At 66.3% G+C, this 22,971-nt stretch carries 2 protein-coding genes; both read left to right on the forward strand.

The window, feature by feature from the left end; genetic code table 11:
- Positions 1 to 2 precede the first annotated feature (2 nt).
- Positions 3 to 6,536, forward strand: a complete 6,534-nt coding sequence (locus I6F12_RS06495; RefSeq protein ID WP_225155814.1) for a non-ribosomal peptide synthetase — start codon at positions 3 to 5, stop codon at positions 6,534 to 6,536.
- Entirely contained in the window at positions 6,529 to 22,968 is a 16,440-nt protein-coding gene (locus I6F12_RS06500) for a non-ribosomal peptide synthase/polyketide synthase (protein ID WP_225155815.1), read from the forward strand. Before I6F12_RS06495 ends, I6F12_RS06500 begins: the two co-directional genes overlap by 8 nt.
- The last annotated feature ends 3 nt before the right edge of the window (positions 22,969 to 22,971 follow it).

Here is a 22,971-nt window from a genome sequence, read left to right on the forward strand (position 1 = left end):
GCATGGCTGACACGGCAAAGCCGAGCTTACGCGATCTGGATCCCCAGCAGATGAGAAAGCTCGTCGCGCTGGCCAGGAATCGTGGCCGGAGTGACGCCAGTGCCATTCCGGTGGTGGCGCGGAGCGGATCGTTGGAAATGTCCTTTGCGCAGCAGCGGCTCTGGCTGCTGGCGCAGCTCGATGGTACGAATTCCAGCTATCACATTCGCGGAGCATTGCGGCTTACGGGCGAGCTCGATCTCGAAGCCTTGCGTCGCAGCATCGACCGTGTGTTCGCGCGCCACGAAGCGCTGCGCAGCGTCTTTCGCGTAGTGGACGAACAGCCGCGCGTGGTGCTGCTGCCCACGGATGCGCGTGTGCCGCTGCTCGAACATGATCTGAGTAGCCGGGACGATCGCGAGCAGGAGCTGGCGCGCCTCCGCCGCGAGGAGGCCGCGACGCCGTTCGATCTCGCCGCAGGACCGTTGGTCCGCGGTCGCCTGATCCGGATGGCGGAGGGAGAGCATCTCTTCTTGTTCACCCAGCATCACATCGTCTCCGATGGCTGGTCGATCGGCGTTCTGGTGCGCGAGCTCGGCGCTCTCTACCGGGCATTCGCCGCCGGCAAGGACGATCCTCTGCCGCCATTGGCAATCCAGTATCCGGACTATGCCGTCTGGCAGCGGCAATGGCTGTCGGGCGAACGCTTGCAGCGGCAGGTCGACTATTGGCGAGAAGCACTCGCGGACGCTCCTGCCGTGCTTGAATTGCCGACGGATCGGCCGCGTCCGCCAATCAGGTCGCTCGCCGGGGCGTCCCTGCCGATCGAGATCGATGTGGAGCTGGCCTCCGGCATCAGGCGACTGAGTCAGTCGCATGGCGCCAGTGCTTTCATGACGGTGCTGGCGGCCTGGGCAGTGGTGTTGTCGAGACTCTCCTCGCAGACCGATATCGTCATCGGGACTCCGACGGCCAACCGAAATAGGCCGGAGATCGAGGGCCTGATCGGATTCTTCGTCAACATGCTGGCTGTCCGCGTTGATCTCTCGGCGGAGCCCAGCGTGGCCGAACTGCTCCGCCGCGTGCGCGCGGCGGCGCTCGCGGCGCAGGATCATCAGGACCTACCGTTCGAGCAGGTCGTCGAGATCGTCCAACCGCTGCGACGGCCGGAGCAGACACCGGTCTTCCAGGCCGTGTTCGCCTGGCAAAACAACGAGAGGGGGCCTCTCGAGTTGCCCGGCCTCAAAGCCGAGGTCGCTGATATTCCGCTGCAACAGGTCAAGTTCGATCTCGAGCTCAATCTCGGCGAGATGGACGGGCGCATTGTCGGCTCCCTGAATTATGCGACGTCGCTATTCGACGAAGCGACGATCACGCGCCATCGGGGCTATCTGTTGACCGTGCTGCGGGCGATGATCTCCGATGCGGACCATGAGGTCGACCGGATCGATATCATTGGTGCCGATGAGCGCAGGCGCGTTCTCGACACTTGGAACGAGACGGCCACGCCGTTTCCCTCCGAAAGGTGCATTCAAGATCTGTTTGCGGAGCAGGTGAGAAGGGCGCCGGACGCCATTGCGCTGGCATACGAGGACGTTCGTCTGAGCTATAGCGAGCTCGATGCGCGGGCGAACAGGCTTGCGCGGCACTTGATCACCTTGGGAGTGGTGCCGGATCAGCCCGTTGCGATCTGCCTGCCGCGGGGCATCGCAATGGTGGTGAGCCTGCTGGCCGTGCTGAAGGCGGGCGGCGCCTATCTGCCGCTCGATCCCGCTTATCCTGCGGAGCGGCTACGTCAGATTGTCGACGATGCCAGGCCGCGCCTGCTGATCGCAGACGCCACAGGACGCGCGATCATTCCAGATGGGACCTGCGAGATGGTCGACCCCGACGCAGACGCAGGGCTGGCGACGTCGGATCCGAGTGTTCTCCTCGAAGGCCTGACTGCGCGAAGCCTCGCCTACATCATCTACACGTCCGGCTCGACCGGTCGGCCGAAGGGGGTGATGGTCGAGCACCGTGGCCTGGTGAATTTGGCGTTGGCGCAGCGGGCATTGTTCAACATCAATTCGAGCAGTCGCGTCGTGCAGTTTGCCTCGCTCAGTTTCGATGCCAGCATCTGGGAAATCGTCATGGCCCTGTGCTCGGGCGCCGCGCTGTTTCTGGCCGGCACGCGCGAGCATCAGGACACCGCGGCATTGTTCGGCTATCTCGCGGACAATGCGATCACGCATGCGACCCTCCCGCCGGCGATGCTGCACGGGCGGACCGATCTCGAACGGCTCGCCTCGTTGCGGGTCCTCGTTCTTGCCGGTGAATTGCCCAAGGCCGAGCTGGTCAAGGGATTGCCTGCTGACATCGCCGCCTTCAACGGTTACGGGCCGACGGAAGCAACGGTCTGCGCAACGAGCTGGTTGCGGCATCGGGACTTTGACGACGACGCGGCTCCGATCGGTCGTCCGCTGCCGAATGCGCGGATCTATCTCCTGGACCGGTTCGGTGCGCCCGTTCCGCTCGGTGCCGTCGGCGAAATCTACATCGGCGGGGTCGGAGTCGCGCGCGGTTATCTCAATCGCGCCGATCTGACGGCAGAGCGCTTCGTGCGCGATCCCTTCAGCGGCGATGCGGAAGCGCGCATGTACCGCACCGGCGATCTCGGCCGCTATCTCCCGGACGGCAACATTGTGTTTCTCGGCCGCAACGACCACCAGGTCAAGATCCGCGGCTTTCGCATCGAGCTCGGTGAGATCGAGTTTCGGCTCAACGAGCACGCCGACGTTGCCGATTCAATCGTGCTGGTGCAGCGCAATCATGGCGGCGACATGCGGCTGGTCGCCTATGTGGCCGCTAGGGGGGGCGTAAGGCGCGATGGCGGAGAGCTTGCCAGCGCGTTGCGCGATCACCTGCGTGCGTGTCTGCCGGACTACATGGTGCCGTCAGCGTTCGTAAGTCTCGATGCACTCCCGCTCACGCCGAATGGCAAGGTGGACCGCAAGGCGCTGCCGGCGCCGGAGAACGATGCATATGCGCGGCGCCGTTTCGAACCGCCGCGAGGCGAGGTCGAACAGGTTGTCGCAGATATCTGGGCCGAGCTCTTGGGCGTCGATCGGATCGGACGCAGTGACCACTTCTTCGAGCTCGGCGGCCACTCGCTGCTCGCAGTGCGCATGCTGGAGCGATTGCAGCGGCATGCGCTGAGGGCGGATGCGCGCATGCTGTTCGCGAAGCCGCTGCTGGCGGAATTTGCCGCCAGCCTCGATGGCGGCGTAGAAGCCGACGTTCCGGTCAATCAGATCACCCGGCAGACGACGGCGATCACACCGGAATTGTTGCCGCTGATCACGTTAACGCAATCCGACATCGACAGCATCGTGGCCGACGTTCCTGGCGGCGTCGCCAACATCCAGGACGTCTACGGCCTCTCGCCACTTCAGGATGGCATTCTCTTCCACCACCTGCTGTCGAAGGAGGGCGATCCTTATCTGCTGGTGGGCCGGATGGCATTTGCCAGCCGCGACCTGCTCGATCGCTATCTCGACGCGGTCCGCCAGGTGATCGCGCGCCACGACATTCTGCGAACGTCTATCGTGTGGAGCGGACTGTCCACGCCGGCACAGGTGGTTTGGCGGCAGGCGTCCTTGGTCGTCGACGAGGTCGTGCTGGATGGCGAAGGCCCTGGGGATGAGCAGCTCGCGCGACGATTCGATCCGCGTTTGCATCGGATCGATCTCGGACGGCCGCCGCTTTTGCGATTTGCGGTCGCGGCCGATCCGGGTGGAGAGCGCTGGCTGCTTTTGGTCCTGCTGCATCATTTGATTGGCGACCACTCCACGCTCGAAGTGATGCACGACGAGGTCGGGAAGATCCTGTCCGGGCGGAGCCACGAATTGCCGCCGCCTTATCCGTTCCGGAATCTGGTGGCACAGGCGCGCGGATCGGCGGCGACCAAGGAGCATGAGCGCTTCTTCCGCGGCATGCTCGCCGACATCGACGAGCCCTCCACGCCGTTCGGCCTGGATCGGGTGCACGGCGATGGTGCCGGTATTGCCGAAACCCGGCTGATGCTGCCCGAGAGCTTGAACGCAAGGCTTCGTGTGCAGGCGCGGCGGTTGGGCGTCAGCCTGGCCAGCCTTTGCCATCTCGCCTGGGGGCAGGTGGTGGGGCGAACCAGTGGGCGCGAGCAGGTGGTGTTCGGGACTGTTTTGTTCGGTCGCATGCAGGCCGGCGCCGGCGGCGATCGCACCATGGGCCTGTTCATCAACACCTTGCCGCTGCGGCTCGACCTCGACGACACAGCGGTCGAGGACAGCGTCCGTGATGCGCATCGTCGGCTGACCGAGCTGATGGCGCACGAGCACGCCTCGCTGGCGCTTGCGCAGCGATACAGCGGCGTCGCGGCGCCCGCGCCGCTGTTTAGCGCGATCCTGAACTACCGGCACAATGCGATGCCGGCCGATTTGGCTGCCGGCAGAGAGCACTCCGGCATCGAATGGCTCGGTGGTGAAGAGCGCACCAATTATCCCCTGATGCTGGCGGTCGAGGATTATGGCCAAGCGCTTGGCCTGACCGCCCAGATCGTCCATCCGTTCTCGGCCGATCGCATTTGCGCCATGATGCAGCAGGCACTCGATCAATTGGCCGATGCGCTGGATCGCGCGCCGCGTGCGCCGGTCCGGCAGCTCGACATTTTGCCCCCCGACGAGCGGCAGCTGTTGCTGGAGACGTGGAACCGGACGCAGGCGCATGATCGGCGACAGTCGTTGATCGAGCAATTTGAAGCACAGGTCCGGAAGTCACCTGAGGCGATCGCGCTGGTGTTCGGCGAGGCGGAGCTGAGCTATGCCGCGCTGAATGCGCGCGCCAACCGGCTGGCGCGACGATTGCGGGATCACGGCGTCGGGACCGAAATCGTGGTCGGGCTGGCGCTCGACCGCGGCGTCGAGATGCTGGTCGCGCTGCTGGCGGTGCTAAAAGCCGGCGGGGCCTATTTGCCGCTCGATCCGGATTACCCGCCGGAGCGGCTGGCGCATATGCTGCGCGACAGCGGCGCGGCGCTGGTGCTGACGCAGACGGAGTTGCGCGATCAGTTCGCCGCCGTGCTGGCGGAGACCGGCGCCGAGGCCTGGATGCTCGACGCTGCGGACGGCGAGGGCGGCGATGCCGCCAATCTCGATGTCACCGTTCACGCCGAGAGCCTCACCTATGTGATCTACACCTCGGGCTCGACCGGCCTGCCCAAGGGCGTGATGGTCCGTCATGACGCGGTGACGAACTTCCTCGCGACCATGGCGGAGCAGCCCGGCATGACGGCCGCCGACCGGGTGCTTGGCCTGACCTCGCTGTCCTTTGACATCGCAGTGCTTGAGCTCTGGCTGCCGCTGACGATTGGCGCCTGCGTCGTGCTGGCGGATCGCGCGGCCGCGCATGATCCCGCCAAGCTCAAGGCGATCGTGGAGCGGCATGGCGTGTCCCTGATCCAGGCAACGCCGTCGACCTGGCGGATGCTGCTCGATCATGACGGCCCTGCGCTGCCGGCGAGCTGCCGGGTGCTGTGCGGCGGCGAGGCGCTGCCGCCGGATCTGGCGCGGCGGCTGGTGGCGCAAGCCGGCGAAGTCTGGAACCTGTACGGTCCGACCGAGACCACGGTGTGGTCGGCGCGCCATCGGCTCGATGCGATGGATGATCGTCCGCTGCTGGGCCGCCCGATCGGCAACACCACGCTTTACGTTCTCGACGGTGACCTCAACCTCGCGCCGGTCGGCGTCGCCGGCGAGCTCTATATCGGCGGGAGCGGGCTCGCCCGCGGCTATTGGCAGCGCGGCGGCCTGACGGCGGAGCGCTTCATCCCTGATCCGTTCGGTCCGCCGGGGGCGCGGCTGTACCGCACCGGCGATGTGGCGCGGTGGCGATCCGACGGCGTGCTCGATTATGTCGGCCGTGCCGATTACCAGGTGAAGATCCGCGGCTTCCGCATCGAGCTCGGCGAGATCGAGGCGCGGCTGCAGGCGCAGCCGGGCGTCCGCGCGGCCGTGGTGGTGGCGCGCGAGGCCGGCACCGGCCGCCAGCTGGTCGGCTATGTCAGCGGCGAAGCGCTGGATGGGGCGGCGCTCAAAACGGCGCTGTCCCCGGTGCTGCCCGACCACATGGTCCCGGCGCGGATCGTGGTGCTGGAGCGTCTGCCGCTGACGCCGAACGGCAAGATCGACCGCAAGGCATTGCCGGCGCCGGATCAGCTCGCGGAGTCAGAACGCATCGCGCCGCGCACGCCGGCGGAGGTCACATTGGCCGCGATCTGGGCCGATCTGCTGCGCCAGCCCAATATCGGTGTCACCGACAATTTCTTCGAGCTCGGCGGCGATTCCTTGATCGCGGTCCAGCTCGTCAGCCGCATCAAGCGGGATCTCGGCCACGACCTGCCGCTCAATCGTCTGTTTGAATTGACGACCGTTGAAACCATGGCTGCTGCGCTGGGCCTGGAGAGCGAGATCGACAAGCGAAGCGACGACATCGTAGCGATGCTCGACCTGTTGAAGGAAGTCGAACTGTCCCATGAGTGACACGGCAACCACGCAAAAGCAGCAGCTGCGCGACATTTCACGGCGCTTGATGCGTCTCGATTCCGGCAAGCAGCACGCGTTCGTGTCGCAGCTCGCGGCGAAGGGCGTCAACCTCGCCATGCTGCCGATCGTGCGCCAGGGGCGAAAGCGGGCGCCGCTGTCCTTTGCGCAAGCGCGCCTCTGGTTCCTGTGGCGGATGGATCCGTCCAGCGCGGCCTACAACATATCAGCGACGGTGCGCGTGCGCGGCCAGCTGCAACCACGCGCATTGCAACAGGCGTTCGATATGCTTGTCGCCCGCCACAGCGCGCTTCGCACCGTCTTTCGGCAGGAAGGGGAGCAGGCCGAACAAGTCATCCAGGTTCCGCAGCCGGCCGCATTGCGGCACCTGGCCCTCGATGGCGACGACCGCGAACGGCAGGCGCGCGAGCTTGCGCGGCAGGAGGCCTCGCTGCCGTTCGATCTCGAGGCCGGCCCGCTTATGCGCGCGACGCTGCTGACGCTGGACGAGGGCGATCACTTCCTCGTCGTCAGCCTGCACCATATCGTGGCCGACGGCTGGTCGATGGGCGTGCTGGTTGACGAGTTCTGGAAACTGTACGCGGCATTCGCTTGCGGTGAAGAACCGGCGCTGCCGGAGCCGGAGATTGACTACGCCGACTACGCCGAATGGCAGCGGCTCTGGATGAGTGCGGTCGATGGCGAACGGCAGGTCGGCTACTGGACCAGACGTCTCGCCGATCCGGCGGTGCTCCAGCTGCCGATCGACCGGCCGCGCCCGGCGGTCCCGGATCTGGCGGGATCGGCACTTCGTATCCCGCTCGACCGGGCGCTAGCCGATGGCTTGCGCGGACTCGCGCGGCGGCATCGTACGACCCTGTTCGCCGTCCTGCTGGCGAGCTTCAAGCTGCTGCTCTATCGCTACACCGGGCAGTCCGACATCAACATCGGCGTGCCCGTCGCCAACAGGCATCGCGGCGAAGCGCGCGGCGTGATCGGTCTGTTCGTCAATACCCAGGTGCTTCGCACGCAGATCGACGGCCGCGCGGCGATCAGGGACTTCATTGCGGCGGTTCATGCGGCCACTGTCGAGGCACAGGAAAACCAGGACCTGCCGTTCGAACGTCTGCTCGAAATCCTTCAGCCCACGCGCAGCCTGAGTCAGAATCCACTGTTCCAGGTCCTCTACAATCACCAGCGCCGTCGGGTCTCCAGCAATCCGCCCAATGGGACCGGCCTCCAGATCGAGACAATCGAAACAGAGGTCGATGCCGTCAAGTTCGACCTCGCGCTCGATACCGACGAGGGGCTGTCAGGCGAAATCCGCGCCGTCTTTACCTATGCGACGGCGCTGTTCGAGGCGGCGACGATCGAGCGTCTTGCCGCGCATTGGGCCACGACCCTGAAGGCCATGGTCGCCGACGACGCGCAAGGGATCGCCGATGTGGCGTTGCTGTCCGAACAGGAACTGGGGCAGTTGCGGCAATGGAATCGCGCCGCCGACGAAACGGCAAGCTCGTCGTTCACACCGGTGCATCGGACGGTTGCACGGCTGGCTGCCGAAACGCCCGACGCGCCGGCGCTGGTCTTCGGCGACGGTGAAATCAGCTATGCCGAGCTCAACCGCCGCGCCAACCGGCTTGCTCACCACCTGATCCGCCTCGGTGTCGGGCGCGACGACCTTGTCGGCGTCTCGGCACGGCGTTCGCCACACCTCGTTGCGGCGCTGCTCGCCATCTTGAAGACGGGTGCAGCCTATCTGCCGCTCGATCCCGAACATCCGGCGAGACGCCAGATCGGCACCCTCCGCGATGCCGGTGCGCGCGTCGTGCTGATTGACGCGGATGGGTCGGCGTTGACGCCGCCGCCGGCTGGCGTCGAGGTCGTTCCGCTCGGTGCGATCGATCTCGCCAAGGAGAGCGAAAGCGATCCCGAGATCGCGGTGGTGCCAACCAGCCTTGCCTATGTGATCTACACCTCCGGCTCCACCGGCATCCCCAAGGGCGTCGCGGTCGAACACGGTCCGTTCGCCATGCACTGCGAGGTGACGGCCGGGCTCTACGACATGGATCGGCACTCGCGCGAGCTGCACTTCCTGTCCTTCACCTTTGATGGCGCCCATGAGCGGCTCTGGACCGCACTGACCTGCGGCGCGGCGCTCGTGATGCGGGATGCGGACCTGTGGTCCGCCGAACAGACTATCGAGGTTCTGCGCCGGCAGCGCGTCACCAATGCCGGATTCCCGCCCGCCTACCTGCAACAGCTCGCTGATTTCGCGATGTGGCGTGGCGATCCGCCGCCAGTCGAGCTGTACTCGTTCGGCGGCGAGGCGATGCCAAAGGCCGGCTTCGACAAAGTCAAGCGCGCGCTCAAGCCGCGGGCATTGATCAACGGCTACGGGCCGACCGAAACCGTGGTCACGCCGCTGGTCTGGAAGGTCGATGCGAGCGAGGAGATCGACGGCAATTATGCCCCGATCGGTCGCCCGGTGGGCCGCCGCTCGGCGTACATCCTGGACAATGATTTCAACATCGTCCCGGTCGGCGTGACCGGTGAACTGTTCATCGGCGGCGAGGGCTTGGCGCGCGGTTACTGGCAGCGCGCCGAGCTGACGGCCGACCGCTTCGTCCCTGATCCGTTTGGCGCGCCGGGCGCGCGGCTGTATCGCACCGGCGATCTGGCGCGGTGGCGCGCCGATGGCGTCATCGAATATGTGGGCCGGACCGATCATCAGGTGAAGATCCGCGGCTTCCGGATCGAGCTCGGCGAGATCGAGGCATGGCTGATGCGGCAGGCCGGCGTGCGGTCGGCCGTGGTCGTTGCCCTTGAAGCCAGCGTCAGCCGTCAGCTGGTCGGCTATGTCGCCGGCGATGGGCCGTTCGACGAAGCGGCGATGCGTGCGGCGCTCTCGGATGAGCTGCCCGACTACATGGTGCCGGCCCGCATCGTGCGATTGGACCGGCTGCCGCTCACCGCGCACGGCAAGGTTGATCGCGACGCCCTGCCGGCGCCTGAGATGCCGGCCGCAACCACCGCGCATGTCGCGCCGCGCTCCGCAGCCGAGACGGTGCTCGCTGCGATCTGGGCCGAGCTGCTCGGCCAGCCCGCCATCGGCGCCACCGACAATTTCTTCGAGCTCGGCGGCGATTCCATCATCTCGCTGCAGCTGGTCGGTCGCGCGCGCCAGGCGGGCCTGCTGATCGAGCCGCGTGACGTCTTCCGGCATCAGACCTTGCAGGATCTGGCGCGCGTGGCGCGGAGTGAAGACAGAGCGGAGATCGTCGCCGCTGAGATCGATCTCGACGGCCGCGAGCACCTGCTGCTGCCGATCCAGTTGCGGTTCCTCAGTGAGGATGCAGGGGACCGTCATCACTGGAATCAGGCCGTCCTGCTGATGCCGAAGTCGCGGCTCGACTGGAAGCTCGTCGAGCTCACGCTTGCCGCTCTTGTCGCGCATCATGCGGCCCTGCGCCTGCGCTTCGAGGAGATTGATGGCGGTTGGCGCGCGACCTACGGCGCTACACCGCCAACGTCCGAGCTGCTGTGGATTCTTGGTGACCTCCAGGATGCCGCCGCAGTCACGAAGGTCGCCTCACAAGCTCAGGCCAGCCTGTCGCTGGCCGGGCCGCTGTTGCGTGTGGTCGGCATGGATCTCGCGGACGGCAGCCAGCGGCTTCTGGTGGTGGTGCATCATCTCGTCATCGACGGCGTGTCATGGCGTGTGCTGCTCGAAGACTTTGCGACGGCGTACGATCAGCTCCGCCAGGGCGCGGCTTCAGTCGCACTGGCGAGGAGCGACTCTTATGCATCCTGGGGCGCGCGATTGCAGGCCTATGCTGCAACCGACGAGCTGGCAGCCGAGCTCGACTATTGGCTGGAGCGGGGATCGCATGCGGCGTTTCCCTGCGATGACGATCATGGCGGGGTCGACCGGGTTGCAGACGGCGAGGAGGTCCTGCTGGCGTTCGACGCCGGATTGACCACGCGGCTGCTGAAGGAAGCCCCGTCCGCCTACCGCACCCAGGTCAATGATCTCCTGCTGGCGGCACTTGCGCGAGCCGTGTCGCGCTGGGGCGGGATCGAGGACGTCGTCGTCGAGCTCGAAGGCCATGGCCGCGAGGACGTCTTTGCGGGCGCCGATGTGTCCCGCACCATCGGCTGGTTCACCACTGCTTTTCCGGTGCGGCTGTCGGGTAGCTCCGAGGACGATGCCTCTCTGATCAAATCCATCAAGGAGGAGCTTCGGGCCGTTCCCAACCGCGGGCTGGGGTACGGCATCCTGCGCCATCTCGGCACCGAGGCGCAGCGGAGCGCCCTGGCGACACGCCCTGAGCCGCGCATCGTCTTCAACTATCTCGGCCAGTTCGATTCCAGCATGGGAGAGAGTGCCCCGTTCCGCCTCGCGCCCGAGAGCTCCGGGCCCATGCGCAGCGACAGCGCGCCGCTTGGTCGCTGGGTCAGCATCAACGGTCAAGTCGGGGAAGGACAGCTGCGCCTGTCGTTCAGCTATGGCCGCAGGCGTTACCGGCGCGCAACGATCGAACGTCTCGCCGAGCATTACGCGGCTTCCTTGCGCGAACTCGTCGCGCATTGCACGGGCGGCGCCCGCGGCATCACGCCGTCGGACTTCGCCTTGTCGAACCTCAAGCAGGCTGATCTCGACGCGCTGGTCGCGACGATCGACTGCCGCGAGATCGAGGACATCTATCCGCTGTCGCCCATGCAGCAGGGCATGCTGTTCCATGCCCTTCGTGATGGCGAGAGCGGCAATTACGTCAACCAGATCGGCCTGGAGGTCCGTGGTCTCGAGGCCGGCAGGCTGCGCGCAGCCTGGCACGAGATCAGCTCGCGCCACGCCGTGTTGCGAACCGGATTTGCGTGGCGCGAGCTGTCGGGGGCCGCGCAGCAGGTGGTCTATCGCTCTGCGCCTTTGCCATTCGAGGAAGAAGACTGGCGCTCGCGGGCGGTCGCCATGGAAGAGGAGGAGCTGCGGGTTGCGCTCGCGGGTATTGCGCAAGCCGAACGTACCAGAGCATTCGATCTGTCTCAGGCGCCATTGCAGCGGGTCCGGCTGATCCGGCTCGACGAGGCGCGCCACTGGCTGATCTGGACCCACCACCATATCCTGCTCGACGGCTGGAGCGCCGCGCGTCTGATGGCCGAGATCCTGCAGCACGAACGCGGTGCGCGACTATCGGCCGTGAAGGGCCGCTACCGCGACTACATCGCGTGGCTGCAAAGGCAGGACCGCGACGCGTCCGCGTCGTTCTGGCGATCGGCCTTGGCCGAATTGGACGAGCCCAGCTTCCTAGCGGACACGCTGGGACGACCTGCGGCCAACGGTGCTTCCGGCCATGGCTCGTCGGACCTGCTGCTCACGGCCGACCTGACGGCAAGCCTGCAAGCCTTTGCGCGGCGCGAGCGCGTCACGCTGAACACGCTGGTGCAAGGCGCTTGGGCGCAGCTGTTGCGCCGCCACACCGGTCAGCGCGCGGTCTGTTTCGGTGCGACGGTCTCGGGCCGGCCGGCGGAGATCAGCGGGGCCGAGGAGATGGTCGGCCTGTTCATCAACACGCTGCCCGTCGTCGATCAGGCAAGCCCGCAAACCGAGATCGGAGCGTGGCTGCGCGATCTCCAGGCGCGCAACACGGATCTGCGCGATCACGGCTGGATGCCGCTGTACGAAATCCAGCGTCTTGCCGGCCGTTCCGGATGCGCGTTGTTCGACAACATCCTCGTGTTCGAGAACTATCCGATCGATCAGGCGCTGCGAGGCGAGAGCGAAAGCGGACGCCGGTTCGGCCGGGTCGAGCAGGTCTCGATCACCAACTATGCGCTGACGGTGGCGGTCTTCGCCAAGCCCGACGGCATCAATCTGGGCTTTCGCTACGATCGCAGCCGCCTCGACCACGATCATATCAGATATCTGCAAGCCTCGCTGTCGCAACTGCTGGCCAGGATCGTGGCGGACGCCTCGCGGCCGCTGGGCGCGCTGGACAGCCTCGATGCCGATGAGGAGCAGAGATTGCTCGGCTGGGGCGGCAGCGCCGAGCGGGCACCGAAGCTTGGCGACACTATCGTCGCGCAGATCGAAGGCCGGGCCGCGGCTTCGCCATCGTCGATCGCGTTGATCTTCGGTGAACGGCAGATCAGCTATGGCGAGCTGAACGCGCGTGCCAATCGCCTGGCATGGCGGTTGCGGGAGCACGGGATCAGTCGCGACCGGCTGGTCGGCTTGGCGCTCGAGCGCAGCATCGAGCTGATCGTCGGCGTCCTGGCCGTGCTGAAGGCCGAAGGCGCCTATCTGCCGCTCGATCCCGACTACCCGTCCGATCGCCTGCTCCACATGCTGCGTGATAGCGGAACGGCGCTGGTGCTGATCCAGGAGCGGCTGCTTCCGCATCTGGCGTCTGTGATCACGGATGCGGACGTCGAGGCCTGGACAATCGACGGCGAGGCTGAAGCTCGGATCGAAGCCCATGCCGGCAATCCCGGTGCGGCGCTTCATCCGGACAGCCTGGCTTATGTGATGTACACGTCCGGCTCGACCGGCGTACCCAAGGGCGTGGCCTGCTCGCATCGCGCGCTGGCGGCGCGGCTTGACTGGATGCAGGCGGAGTATCGTCTCGATCCTGCCGAGACCTTGCTGCACAAGACCCCGTTCAGCTTCGACGTCTCGGTTTGGGAGATATTGTGGCCGCTCGCAACCGGCGCGCGGCTCGTGATCGCGGCTCCAGGCGCGCATCGCGAGCCGCGACTCCTGGTGGACGCCGTCATCGCCCACGACGTGACGACGCTCCACTTCGTGCCGCAGATGCTCGAGCATTTCGTGACCGAGCCCGGCGCGCCGCGCTGCACCTCGCTGAGGCGCCTGTTTGCTGGCGGCGAGGCGCTGTCACTCGATCTCATGACGCGTGTGCGTGCGGCGTTCCCCCATGTGCGGTTCGACAATCGCTACGGTCCGACCGAGGCTCTCATCAACGCCACGTATTGGACCTGTCGCGACGAGGATGGGACGCGCGTGCCGATCGGCCAGCCCATTCCCGGCGTGACGATCCGCATCCTCGACGCCGATCTGAACATGGTTCCGGCAGGCGTGACCGGCGAGTTGTTCATCGGCGGGGCCGGTTTGGCGCGGGGCTATTGGCGGCGCGAGAAGCTGACGGCGGAGCGCTTCATTCCCGATCCCTTCGGGGAGCAAGGCGAGCGGCTCTATCGGTCGGGAGACCTGGCGCGCTGGCGCGCTGATGGCGCGATCGACTATGTCGGACGCGCGGATCACCAGGTCAAGATCCGCGGCTTCCGCATCGAGCTCGGCGAGATCGAGGCGCGGCTGCTCGAGCAGCCCGGCGTTCGCTCCGCCGTGGTGGTGGCGCGAGAGGTCGGCGCCGGCCGGCAGCTCGTTGGCTACGTCAGCGGCACGGCGGAGTTGGAAGAGGCTGCGCTGCGGACAGCGCTGTCGGCCGTCCTGCCGGATTACATGGTGCCGCCGAGAATTGCCGTGCTGGAGCGGCTGCCCTTGATGCCGAGCGGCAAGGTTGATCGCCAGGCGCTGCCGGCGCCCGACATGGCCCATGGCCATGCGGATCATCAGGCGCCACGCACGCCTGCGGAGATCGCCTTTGCGGCGATCTGGGCCGAGCTGCTCGGCCGGCCGGCCGTCGGCCTCACCGACAATTTCTTCGAGCTCGGGGGCGATTCCATCATCTCGCTCCAGATGGTGAGCCGCGCCCGGCGCGCCGGATACCTGATCGAGCCCCGCGACGTATTCCAGCATCAGACGCTCGAAGCTCTGGCGCGCGCGGCGCGGACCGAGCAGCGCACGGGGACGCTCGCCGATCAGGGGCAGGTCATCGGCCCGCATCCGCTCTTGCCGATTCAGTCCCGCTTCTTTGCTGAGGACATGGAGAATCGGGATCATTGGAACCAGGCTGTGCTCTTGCATCCGCGAGAGCGCCTCGACTGGAACGTGATGCGGCGCGCGCTCGCCGCCGTGGTCGATCATCATGATGCGCTACGCCTGCGCTTCGAGCAGAAGCAAGGAAGCTGGTATGCCGAGCACGGCGCTGCTGTTGGCGCGGAGGAACTGCTCTGGGTCCGGCAGGCGGCCGGCCGCGATGCCGTGACGGCGCTGGCATCGTCGGCGCAAGCAAGCCTGTCGATCTCCGGCGGGGAGCTGTTACGGGCCGTCGGCATCGATGTCGCTGATGGCAGCCAGCGTTTTCTGATCGTGATCCACCATCTCGTGGTCGACGGGATGTCATGGCGCATTCTGCTGGAGGACGTCGCGTCCGCTTACAGGCAGCTTGCGAAGGGTGACGCCGCGGCCGCGCTTCCGCCCAAGACTCATGCTCACGCGCTGTGGGGTCAGCGCTTGCGGGCTTACGCGACCTCGCCAGAACTGGCGACGGAGTTACCCTACTGGACCAGCCGCTGTGCAAATGCGGACGTTCCCTGCGACGAGGACCACGCGGGCAACGATCGCATCGCCGATGCCGATGAGGTCCTGCTGTCATTCGAAAGTGAATGGACGCGGCGCCTGCTGACGGATGCGCCAGCGGCTTATCGTACGCAGATCAATGATCTCCTTCTTGCCGGCCTTGCACGCGCCGTCTGGCAGTGGAGTGGGCAGGACGACGTTCTCGTCGAGCTGGAGGGGCATGGCCGCGAGCCTCTCGCTGGCGATCTCGACCTCTCGCGCACGGTCGGCTGGTTTACGACGGCTTTTCCCGTGCGGTTGGCCGGTGGCTCGGAAGATCCTTCGTCATTGATCAAGACCGTGAAGGAGGAGCTTCGCGTCATTCCCGGCCGCGGGCTGGGCTACGGCGTATTGCGCTATCTTGGCTCCGAAGAACAACGTTTGGCGCTATCGCATGCCGGCGAGCCGAAGATTGCGTTCAATTATCTCGGCCAGATCGACGGAGGCGACGAGGCGGCGCTGTTCAAGATGGCAGCGGAAAGCGCCGGCCGATCGCGGGATGCATCGAGCCCGCTGCGACGCTGGCTGACCGTGAACGGCACGGTGCGCGATGGTCGGTTGTTTCTATCGTTCGGGTTCGGCCGCAAGCGCTATCGGCGCGAGACGGTCGAGCGGCTGGCCGCGTTGTACGAGGCTGCGTTGCGCGAGCTGGTCGATCACTGCACCGGCGGCGCTTGCGGTCTGACACCATCGGACGTGGCGTTGTCGGGGCTGGGTCAGACCGAGCTCGACAGGCTTGCGCTTGATTGGCGCGAGATCGAGGACATCTATCCATTGTCGCCGATGCAGCAAGGCATGTTGTTCCATGCGATGCATGACGGCGAGAGCGGGCTCTACGTCAACCAGGTCGCGGCGGAGATCCGTGGGCTGGAAGCCGGAAAGCTGCGCCGCGCCTGGCAGGCAGCCAGCGATCGTCACGCGGTGCTGCGGACGGGATTCATTTGGCGCGACTTGCCCGGCGCACCGCAACAGGTCGTCTATCGGCGGGCTGAAGTGCCCTTTATCGAGGATGACTGGCGAGCACGGAGTGCGACGTGGGACCAGGCGCAACTGGATGCGGCGCTGGCCGACGTTTCGCGGCAGGAGCAGGCCGCCGGCTTTGACCTGTCGCGGCCGCCCTTGCAGCGCGTTCGGTTGATCCGGCTCGGCAACGACAGGCATTGGCTGATCTGGACGCATCATCACATTCTGCTCGATGGGTGGAGCTCGGCGCGGTTCATCGCCGAAGTGATGCAACATAACGGCGAGGGGCGCCTGCCGCCGTTGCGGCACCGCTATCGCGACTACATCGCGTGGCTGAAGAGCCGCGACAGCGACGCATCGGCGGCGTTCTGGCGCAATGCGACGGCTGGGCTGGTCGAGCCGAGCTTCCTCGCAGGCAGCCTGGCCGAAGGGGGGGACGTGGAAACGTCCGGCCATGGCATGCTTGCGCTGGAGCTGGATCCTGCCATGACCGGACGGTTGCAGGAATTTGCGGCGCGCGAGCGGATCACGATGAACACGCTGGTGCAGGCGGCATGGGCGCAGTTGCTGCGGCAGCATACCGGGCAGGGGACGGTTTGCTTCGGTGTCACCGTGTCGGGCAGGCCGCCCGAGCTCGCCGGCGCCGAAGAGATGGTCGGCCTGTTCATCAACACGTTGCCCGTGATCGACGGCGTCAGCCCGCAGCAGGCCGTCGGTGCATGGCTGCGCGAATTGCAGGATCGCAATCTGGCCCTGCGCGAATTCGGCGCCACGCCGCTCTATGAGATCCAACGGCTGGCAGGGCGTCCCGGACGGCCGTTGTTCGACAGCATCCTGGTGTTCGAGAACTACCCGGTCGACCGCGCGCTGATCGGACAGAACCGGCAGATCCAGGTCGGCGAGACCTGGATTGTCGAGACCAGCAATTATCCCTTGTTCGCCAGCATCGGCGTCGATGAGCGCCTGCGCCTCGTTCTCAACTATCAGCGCAAATATTTCGACGAGGCCCAGATCGCACGGCTGCAGCGAACCTTTGTGCGGCTGATCGAGGCGCTGAGCATGGATGCCGATCGACCGGTCGGGATGATCGCGGCCCGCGACCCCGCGGATGACGTCCTGCTTGCACGGGCGAACGATACGCGCCGGGATGAACCGCGCGAAGGGATCATTGCGCAGTTCGAGGCACAGGTCCGGAAGTCGCCGCAGGCGATCGCGCTGGTGTTCGGCGAGGTGGGGCTGAGTTACGCTGCGCTGAATGCACGCGCCAACCGGCTGGCGCGACGATTGCGGGATCACGGCGTCGGGACCGAAATCGTGGTCGGGCTGGCGCTCGACCGCGGCGTCGGGATGCTGGTCGCGCTGTTGGCGGTGCTGAAGGCCGGCGGGGCCTATCTGCCGCTCGATCCGGATTACCCGCCGGAGCGGCTGGCGCACATGCTGCGCGACAGCGGCGCGGCGCTGGTGCTGACGCAACAGGGATTGCACGATCAGTTCGCAGACATACTGGCGGAGACTGGCGCAGAAGCCTGGCTCGTTGATGGACAGGACGGCGAGGGCAGCGATGCCGCCAATCTCGATGTCGCCGTTCACGGTGAGAGCCTCGCCTATGTGATCTACACTTCGGGCTCGACCGGTCTGCCCAAGGGCGTGATGGTTCGCCACGACGCCGTGACAAACTTCCTCGCGACCATGGCGGAGCAGCCCGGCATGACGGCCGCCGACCGGGTGCTTGGCCTGACCTCGCTGTCCTTTGACATCGCAGTCCTGGAGCTCTGGCTGCCGCTGACGATCGGCGCCTGCGTCGTGCTGGCGGATCGCGCGGCCGCGCATGATCCCGCCGGGCTCAAGGCGATCGTGGAGCGGCATGGCGTCTCCCTGATCCAGGCAACGCCGTCGACCTGGCGCATGCTGCTCGATCATGACGGCCCTGCGCTGCCGGCGAGCTGCCGGGTGCTGTGCGGCGGCGAGGCGCTGCCGCCGGATCTGGCGCGGCGGCTGGTGGCGCAAGCCGGCGAAGTCTGGAACCTGTACGGTCCGACCGAGACCACGGTGTGGTCGGCGCGCCATCGGCTCGATGCGGTGGACGATCGTCCGCTGCTCGGCCGCCCGATCGGCAACACCACGCTCTACGTTCTCGACGGTGACCTCAACCTCGCGCCGGTCGGCGTTGCCGGCGAGCTCTATATCGGCGGGAGCGGGCTCGCCCGCGGCTATTGGCAGCGCGGCGCCCTGACGGCGGAGCGCTTCATCCCCGATCCGTTCGGTCCGCCGGGCGCACGGCTGTACCGTACCGGCGACGTGGCGCGGTGGCGGTCCGACGGCGTGCTCGATTATGTCGGCCGTGCCGATTACCAGGTGAAGATCCGCGGCTTCCGCATCGAGCTCGGCGAGATCGAGGTACGGCTGCAGGCGCAGCCGGGCGTTCGCGCCGCCGTCGTGGTGGCGCGCGAGGCCGGCACCGGCCGCCAGCTGGTCGGCTATGTCAGCGGCGAAGCGCTGGATGGGGCGGCGCTCAAAACGGCGCTGTCCCCGGTGCTGCCCGACTACATGGTCCCGGCGCGGATCGTGGTGCTGGAGCGCCTGCCGCTGACGCCGAACGGCAAGATCGACCGCAAGGCATTGCCGGCGCCGGATCAGCTCGCGGAGTCCGCCCAGCATGTGGCGCCGCGCACGCCGGCGGAGGTCACATTGGCCGCGATCTGGGCCGATCTGCTGCGCCAGCCCAACATCGGCGTCACCGATAATTTTTTCGAGCTCGGTGGTGATTCCATCATCTCGCTGCAGATGGTGAGCCGCGCGCGGCGCGAAGGCGTGCTCATCGAGCCGCGCGACGTGTTCCGGCATCAAACCATCGAGCTGCTGATTGCGTCGTCCCGAGATGTCGAGCCCGATAAGGAAGACCCCGCATCGGAGCGTGGCTCGCTGGCGGGACTCTCCAGTGAGCAGCTCGAACGGCTCGGTCTGGACTGGAGCCGCGTCGAGGACGTCTATCCGCTGTCGCCGATGCAGCAGGGCATGCTGTTTCACAGCCTGCGCGATGCTGGCAGCGGCGTTTATGTCAACCAGGTCAGTGTCGAGATCCGGGGCCTCGACCCGGAACGGCTCGGCACAGCGTGGCGCGAGGTGAGCGCGCGTCATCAGATGCTGCGGACCGGCTTCCTCTGGCGTGAGCTCTCCGGCTCCCCGCTGCAAGCCGTCTATCGCGACGCCATCGTGCCGTTCGCACAGCAGGACTGGCGAGGGCAGGCGATCAGTGATGAAAGAATTGCGGCGGCTCTTGCCGATGAGCGCGCCGCCGAGTTCGATCTCCAGAGGCCGCCGCTCCAGCGGGTGCGGCTGTTGCGCCTCCAGGACCACCTGTATCGGCTGATCTGGACCTATCATCACATCCTGATGGACGGCTGGAGCTCGGCAAGGTTCGTCGGAGAAGTCCTGGAGTGCTATTACGGCGGCGCTGCTGCCGCGAACGCGACGCGCTACCGCGACTATATCGCCTGGCTGCAGGCGCAGGACGCCAAGGCTGCCGAAGCTTTCTGGCGTGAACAACTCAGGAGCTTTGATCAGCCAACGCAGCTCGCCGACGCCTTCGGCGCGCGCCGCCATCAGGCATCCGGCCACGAACGCTGTTACACGCGTCTCGGAGAGGCCGCGACCGCGGAGCTGAAGGCGTTCGCGCGCCGCGAACGGATCACGCTGAATACCGTCGTCCAGGGCGTGTGGGCGCTGCTGCTGCAACGCTATACGGGCCAGAACACAGTCACATTCGGCGGAACCGTGGCCGGTCGTCCGGCCGGTCTCGACGGATCGCAGCAGATGCTCGGGCTCTTCATCAACACGCTGCCCGTGATCGATACGATTCCGCCCGAAAGCCCGATCGGTGAATGGCTCCGCGCGCTGCAGGACCGCAATTCGGCGATCCGGGAATACGAGCACACGCCGCTCTATGACATCCAGGGCTGGGCCGGCCGCGCGGGTCAGACCATGTTCGACAGCATCATCGTCTTCGAGAATTATCCGATCGAACGCAGCATGCACCGCGGTGCAGGCGGGTTGCAGTTCAGCGGTCTGAAGAATGTCGACGTGACGAACTATCCGATGGACCTCTCGGTGCTGGTCGAAGACACGCTTCAGGTCGAATACACCTATATGCCGAGCCATTTCACCGCGGTGCAGGCGACCCAGATCAAGGCGCAGTTCGAGCTCTTGCTGGCGGAGCTGACGCGGGATGCCACGGTCGTGCTTGGCAGCATCCATCCCGTCACAGAGCTCGACGCCGCTCTTGCGGATCGTTGCAACCGCCACGCGACGTCGAGCGCTCCGCTGCCGCTGGTACATGAGGCGATCAGCAGCCATGCGCATCGTCATCCGGAGCGGACGGCGCTGACCATCGGCAGCTCGGTGCTCTCGTTCGGAGACCTCGAGCGCAGGGCCAACCGCCTGGCGCATCACCTGATCGCCCGGGGGCTCAAGCCCGAGCAGCGCGTCGGCGTGGTGGTCGAGCGAACTGCTGCCACGATGATTGCGCTGCTGGCCGTGCTCAAGGCGGGTGGGGCCTACGTTCCACTCGATCCCGAGCTGCCCTCGGAGCGGCGCGCGTTCGTCATGCGCGATGCCGCAATCGCGTTCCTGTTGACGGGTCCGCTCGAAATCGAGGGCAGCCCGGACGGCATGGAGCGAATTTCCTTGTCTTCGTTCGAGTTCGACGCGGGACCGGACCATCCGCCGCAGCCCGAACTGCATCCGGAAAACCTTGCCTATTTGATTTACACCTCGGGCTCGACGGGGACGCCGAAGGGCGTCGCTGTCGCCCACGGTCCGCTGGCGATGCACTGTCGCGTCACGGGCAGCCTCTACGAGATCGACGAAAGCTCCTGCGAGCTGCATTTCCTATCGCTGGCCTTCGACGGCGCTCATGAGCGCTGGCTCACAGTTCTGTCGCATGGCGCACGGCTGTTGATGCGTGACGCCGAATTGTGGACGCCGGAACAGACCGTCGAGAACCTGCACGCCCATCGCGTCAGCCATATCGGATTGCCGCCGGCCTACCTCCAGCAGGTCGCCGATTGCGTCGAGCAGAGCGGCAATCCACCGCCGGTCAAGCTCTACTCGTTCGGCGGCGAGGCGATGCCGAAGGCGGGCTTCGACAAGGTCAGGCGCGTTCTCAAGCCACGCATTCTGATCAATGGTTATGGTCCGACCGAAACCGTCGTCACGCCGCTGGTCTGGAAAGTCGATGGCGCGTCGGAATGCGACACGCCCTACGCGCCGATCGGCGTGCCGGTCGGAGATCGCCGTGCCTACATTCTCGATGCCGCGCTCGACATTATTCCCGCCGGCGTCGCCGGCGAGCTTTATCTCGGCGGCTTTGGGCTGGCACGGTGCTATCACGGCAAGGCCGGTATGACCGCAGAGCGCTTCGTGCCTGACCCATTCTCGTCGGCCCCGGGAGCGCGGCTGTACCGCACCGGCGATCTGGCGCGATGGCGCGAGGACGGCACCGTCGAATATCTCGGCCGCAGCGATGACCAGGTCAAGGTCAACGGTTTCCGGATCGAGCTCGGAGAGATCCAGACCTCACTGCTCCGTCACGAGGCAATCGCGCAGGCCGCGGTGGTGGCGGTGCCGGGTGCAGCCGGAAATCAGCTCATTGCCTATGTCGCGCCGAAGGCGGCAGATGACGCCGCGCCTGATGCGGCCGAGACGCTGGTCGAGCGCTTGACCGGTTTCCTGAAGCTCGTCCTGCCGGCCTATATGGTGCCGGCTCGGATCGTGGTGCTGGAGCGGTTGCCGACATTGTCGAGCGGCAAGATCGACCGGCGTGCATTGCCGGCTCCCGATGCGTCGATGCGGAGCTTCGTCCCCCCGCGAACCCCGGCAGAGATTGCAATGGCGCGCCTGTGGTCCGAGATCCTGGAGGTGCCGCAGGTCGGCGTCACCGACAATTTCTTCGAGCTTGGCGGCAATTCAATCCTGTGCCTCAAGGTCGTGGCGCGGGTCCGTCAGGACAAGACGTTCGGGATCGAGATCAAGCTGCGCGATCTGCTTCAGAAGCCGACGATCCGCGCCTTGCTCGCCGGCAGCGCCACCGCGGCGTCCGCCGTCGCATCCGCGCCATCGGCGCTGCTGCCGCTGAATGCCGCGGTTCGCGGCGTGAACCCGGTCTTCGCTGTGCATGGCGGCTTCGGCACAGTGTTCGACTACGGGCCGCTGGCGCGCCGCCTCGAAGGGCACCGGCAGCTGATCGGGCTGCAATCGAGAATGCTGGTCGATCCCTCGTGGACCGACGCCTCCCTCGAAGCCATGGCCGTGGACTACGCGGCCGAGATCAGGCGGATGCAGCCGCGCGGTCCCTATAGCCTGGTCGGCTGGTCCTTGGGAGGACTGCTGGTCGGTCTCGTCGCGGCCGAGCTCGAACGCGGCGGTGAGCGCGTCGATCGTCTCGCGCTGGTCGACAGCTTCGTGCTGCGGCAGCCGGACGGACCGAACCGGCAGGAGTCGATGGCACACTGGGCCGACGATCTCGCAGGATTGCTGTCGGCGGTTCTTCCGAGCGCTGCGGCCTCTCGCATCAAGGCGCAGGTCGAGGCAGCGAAACGCGCTGATTTGCCGGAGACGCCGGAGCGCATCCGCGATCTGGTCGCCTCTGTTGTGGAGCAGAGCAGGAGCGTGAGAGCGAACGACGCCTCGCTCGGCGCCGATGATTTGTCCGCTGCATTCGCAGTCGGACGGCACCTCAACAGGCTGGCGCAGAACACAGCGCTGCCGCGGGGCCTGGAAGCCACGCCGCTCTGCTGGTGGACCTCGACCCGTCTGGCACAGCGTGATCGGCTGGAATCGCAGATGCCGAAGGCGGTCGATCGCGGCTTCGTCGGCGACAACCATTTCACGATCCTGAGGGATGCCGGCCTGCTCGATGAGATCTGCGGTCTGCTCGTGCCGGCGGAGGCGTCGACGATCGCGCAGGATACGGTCCCGGAGCCAGCGGAGTAAGTC

The sequence above is a fragment of the Bradyrhizobium sp. IC4059 genome (assembly GCF_020193615.1).
In the GTDB taxonomy this organism is placed as follows: Bacteria; Pseudomonadota; Alphaproteobacteria; order Rhizobiales; family Xanthobacteraceae; genus Bradyrhizobium; species Bradyrhizobium yuanmingense.

What these genes read in the sequence shown, in the direction of transcription:
- I6F12_RS06500 (WP_225155815.1), top strand. Translation starts at nt 6,529, where the DNA reads ATGAGTGACACGGCAACCACGCAAAAGCAGCAGCTGCGCGACATTTCA.
- I6F12_RS06495 (WP_225155814.1), top strand. Translation starts at nt 3, where the DNA reads ATGGCTGACACGGCAAAGCCGAGCTTACGCGATCTGGATCCCCAGCAG.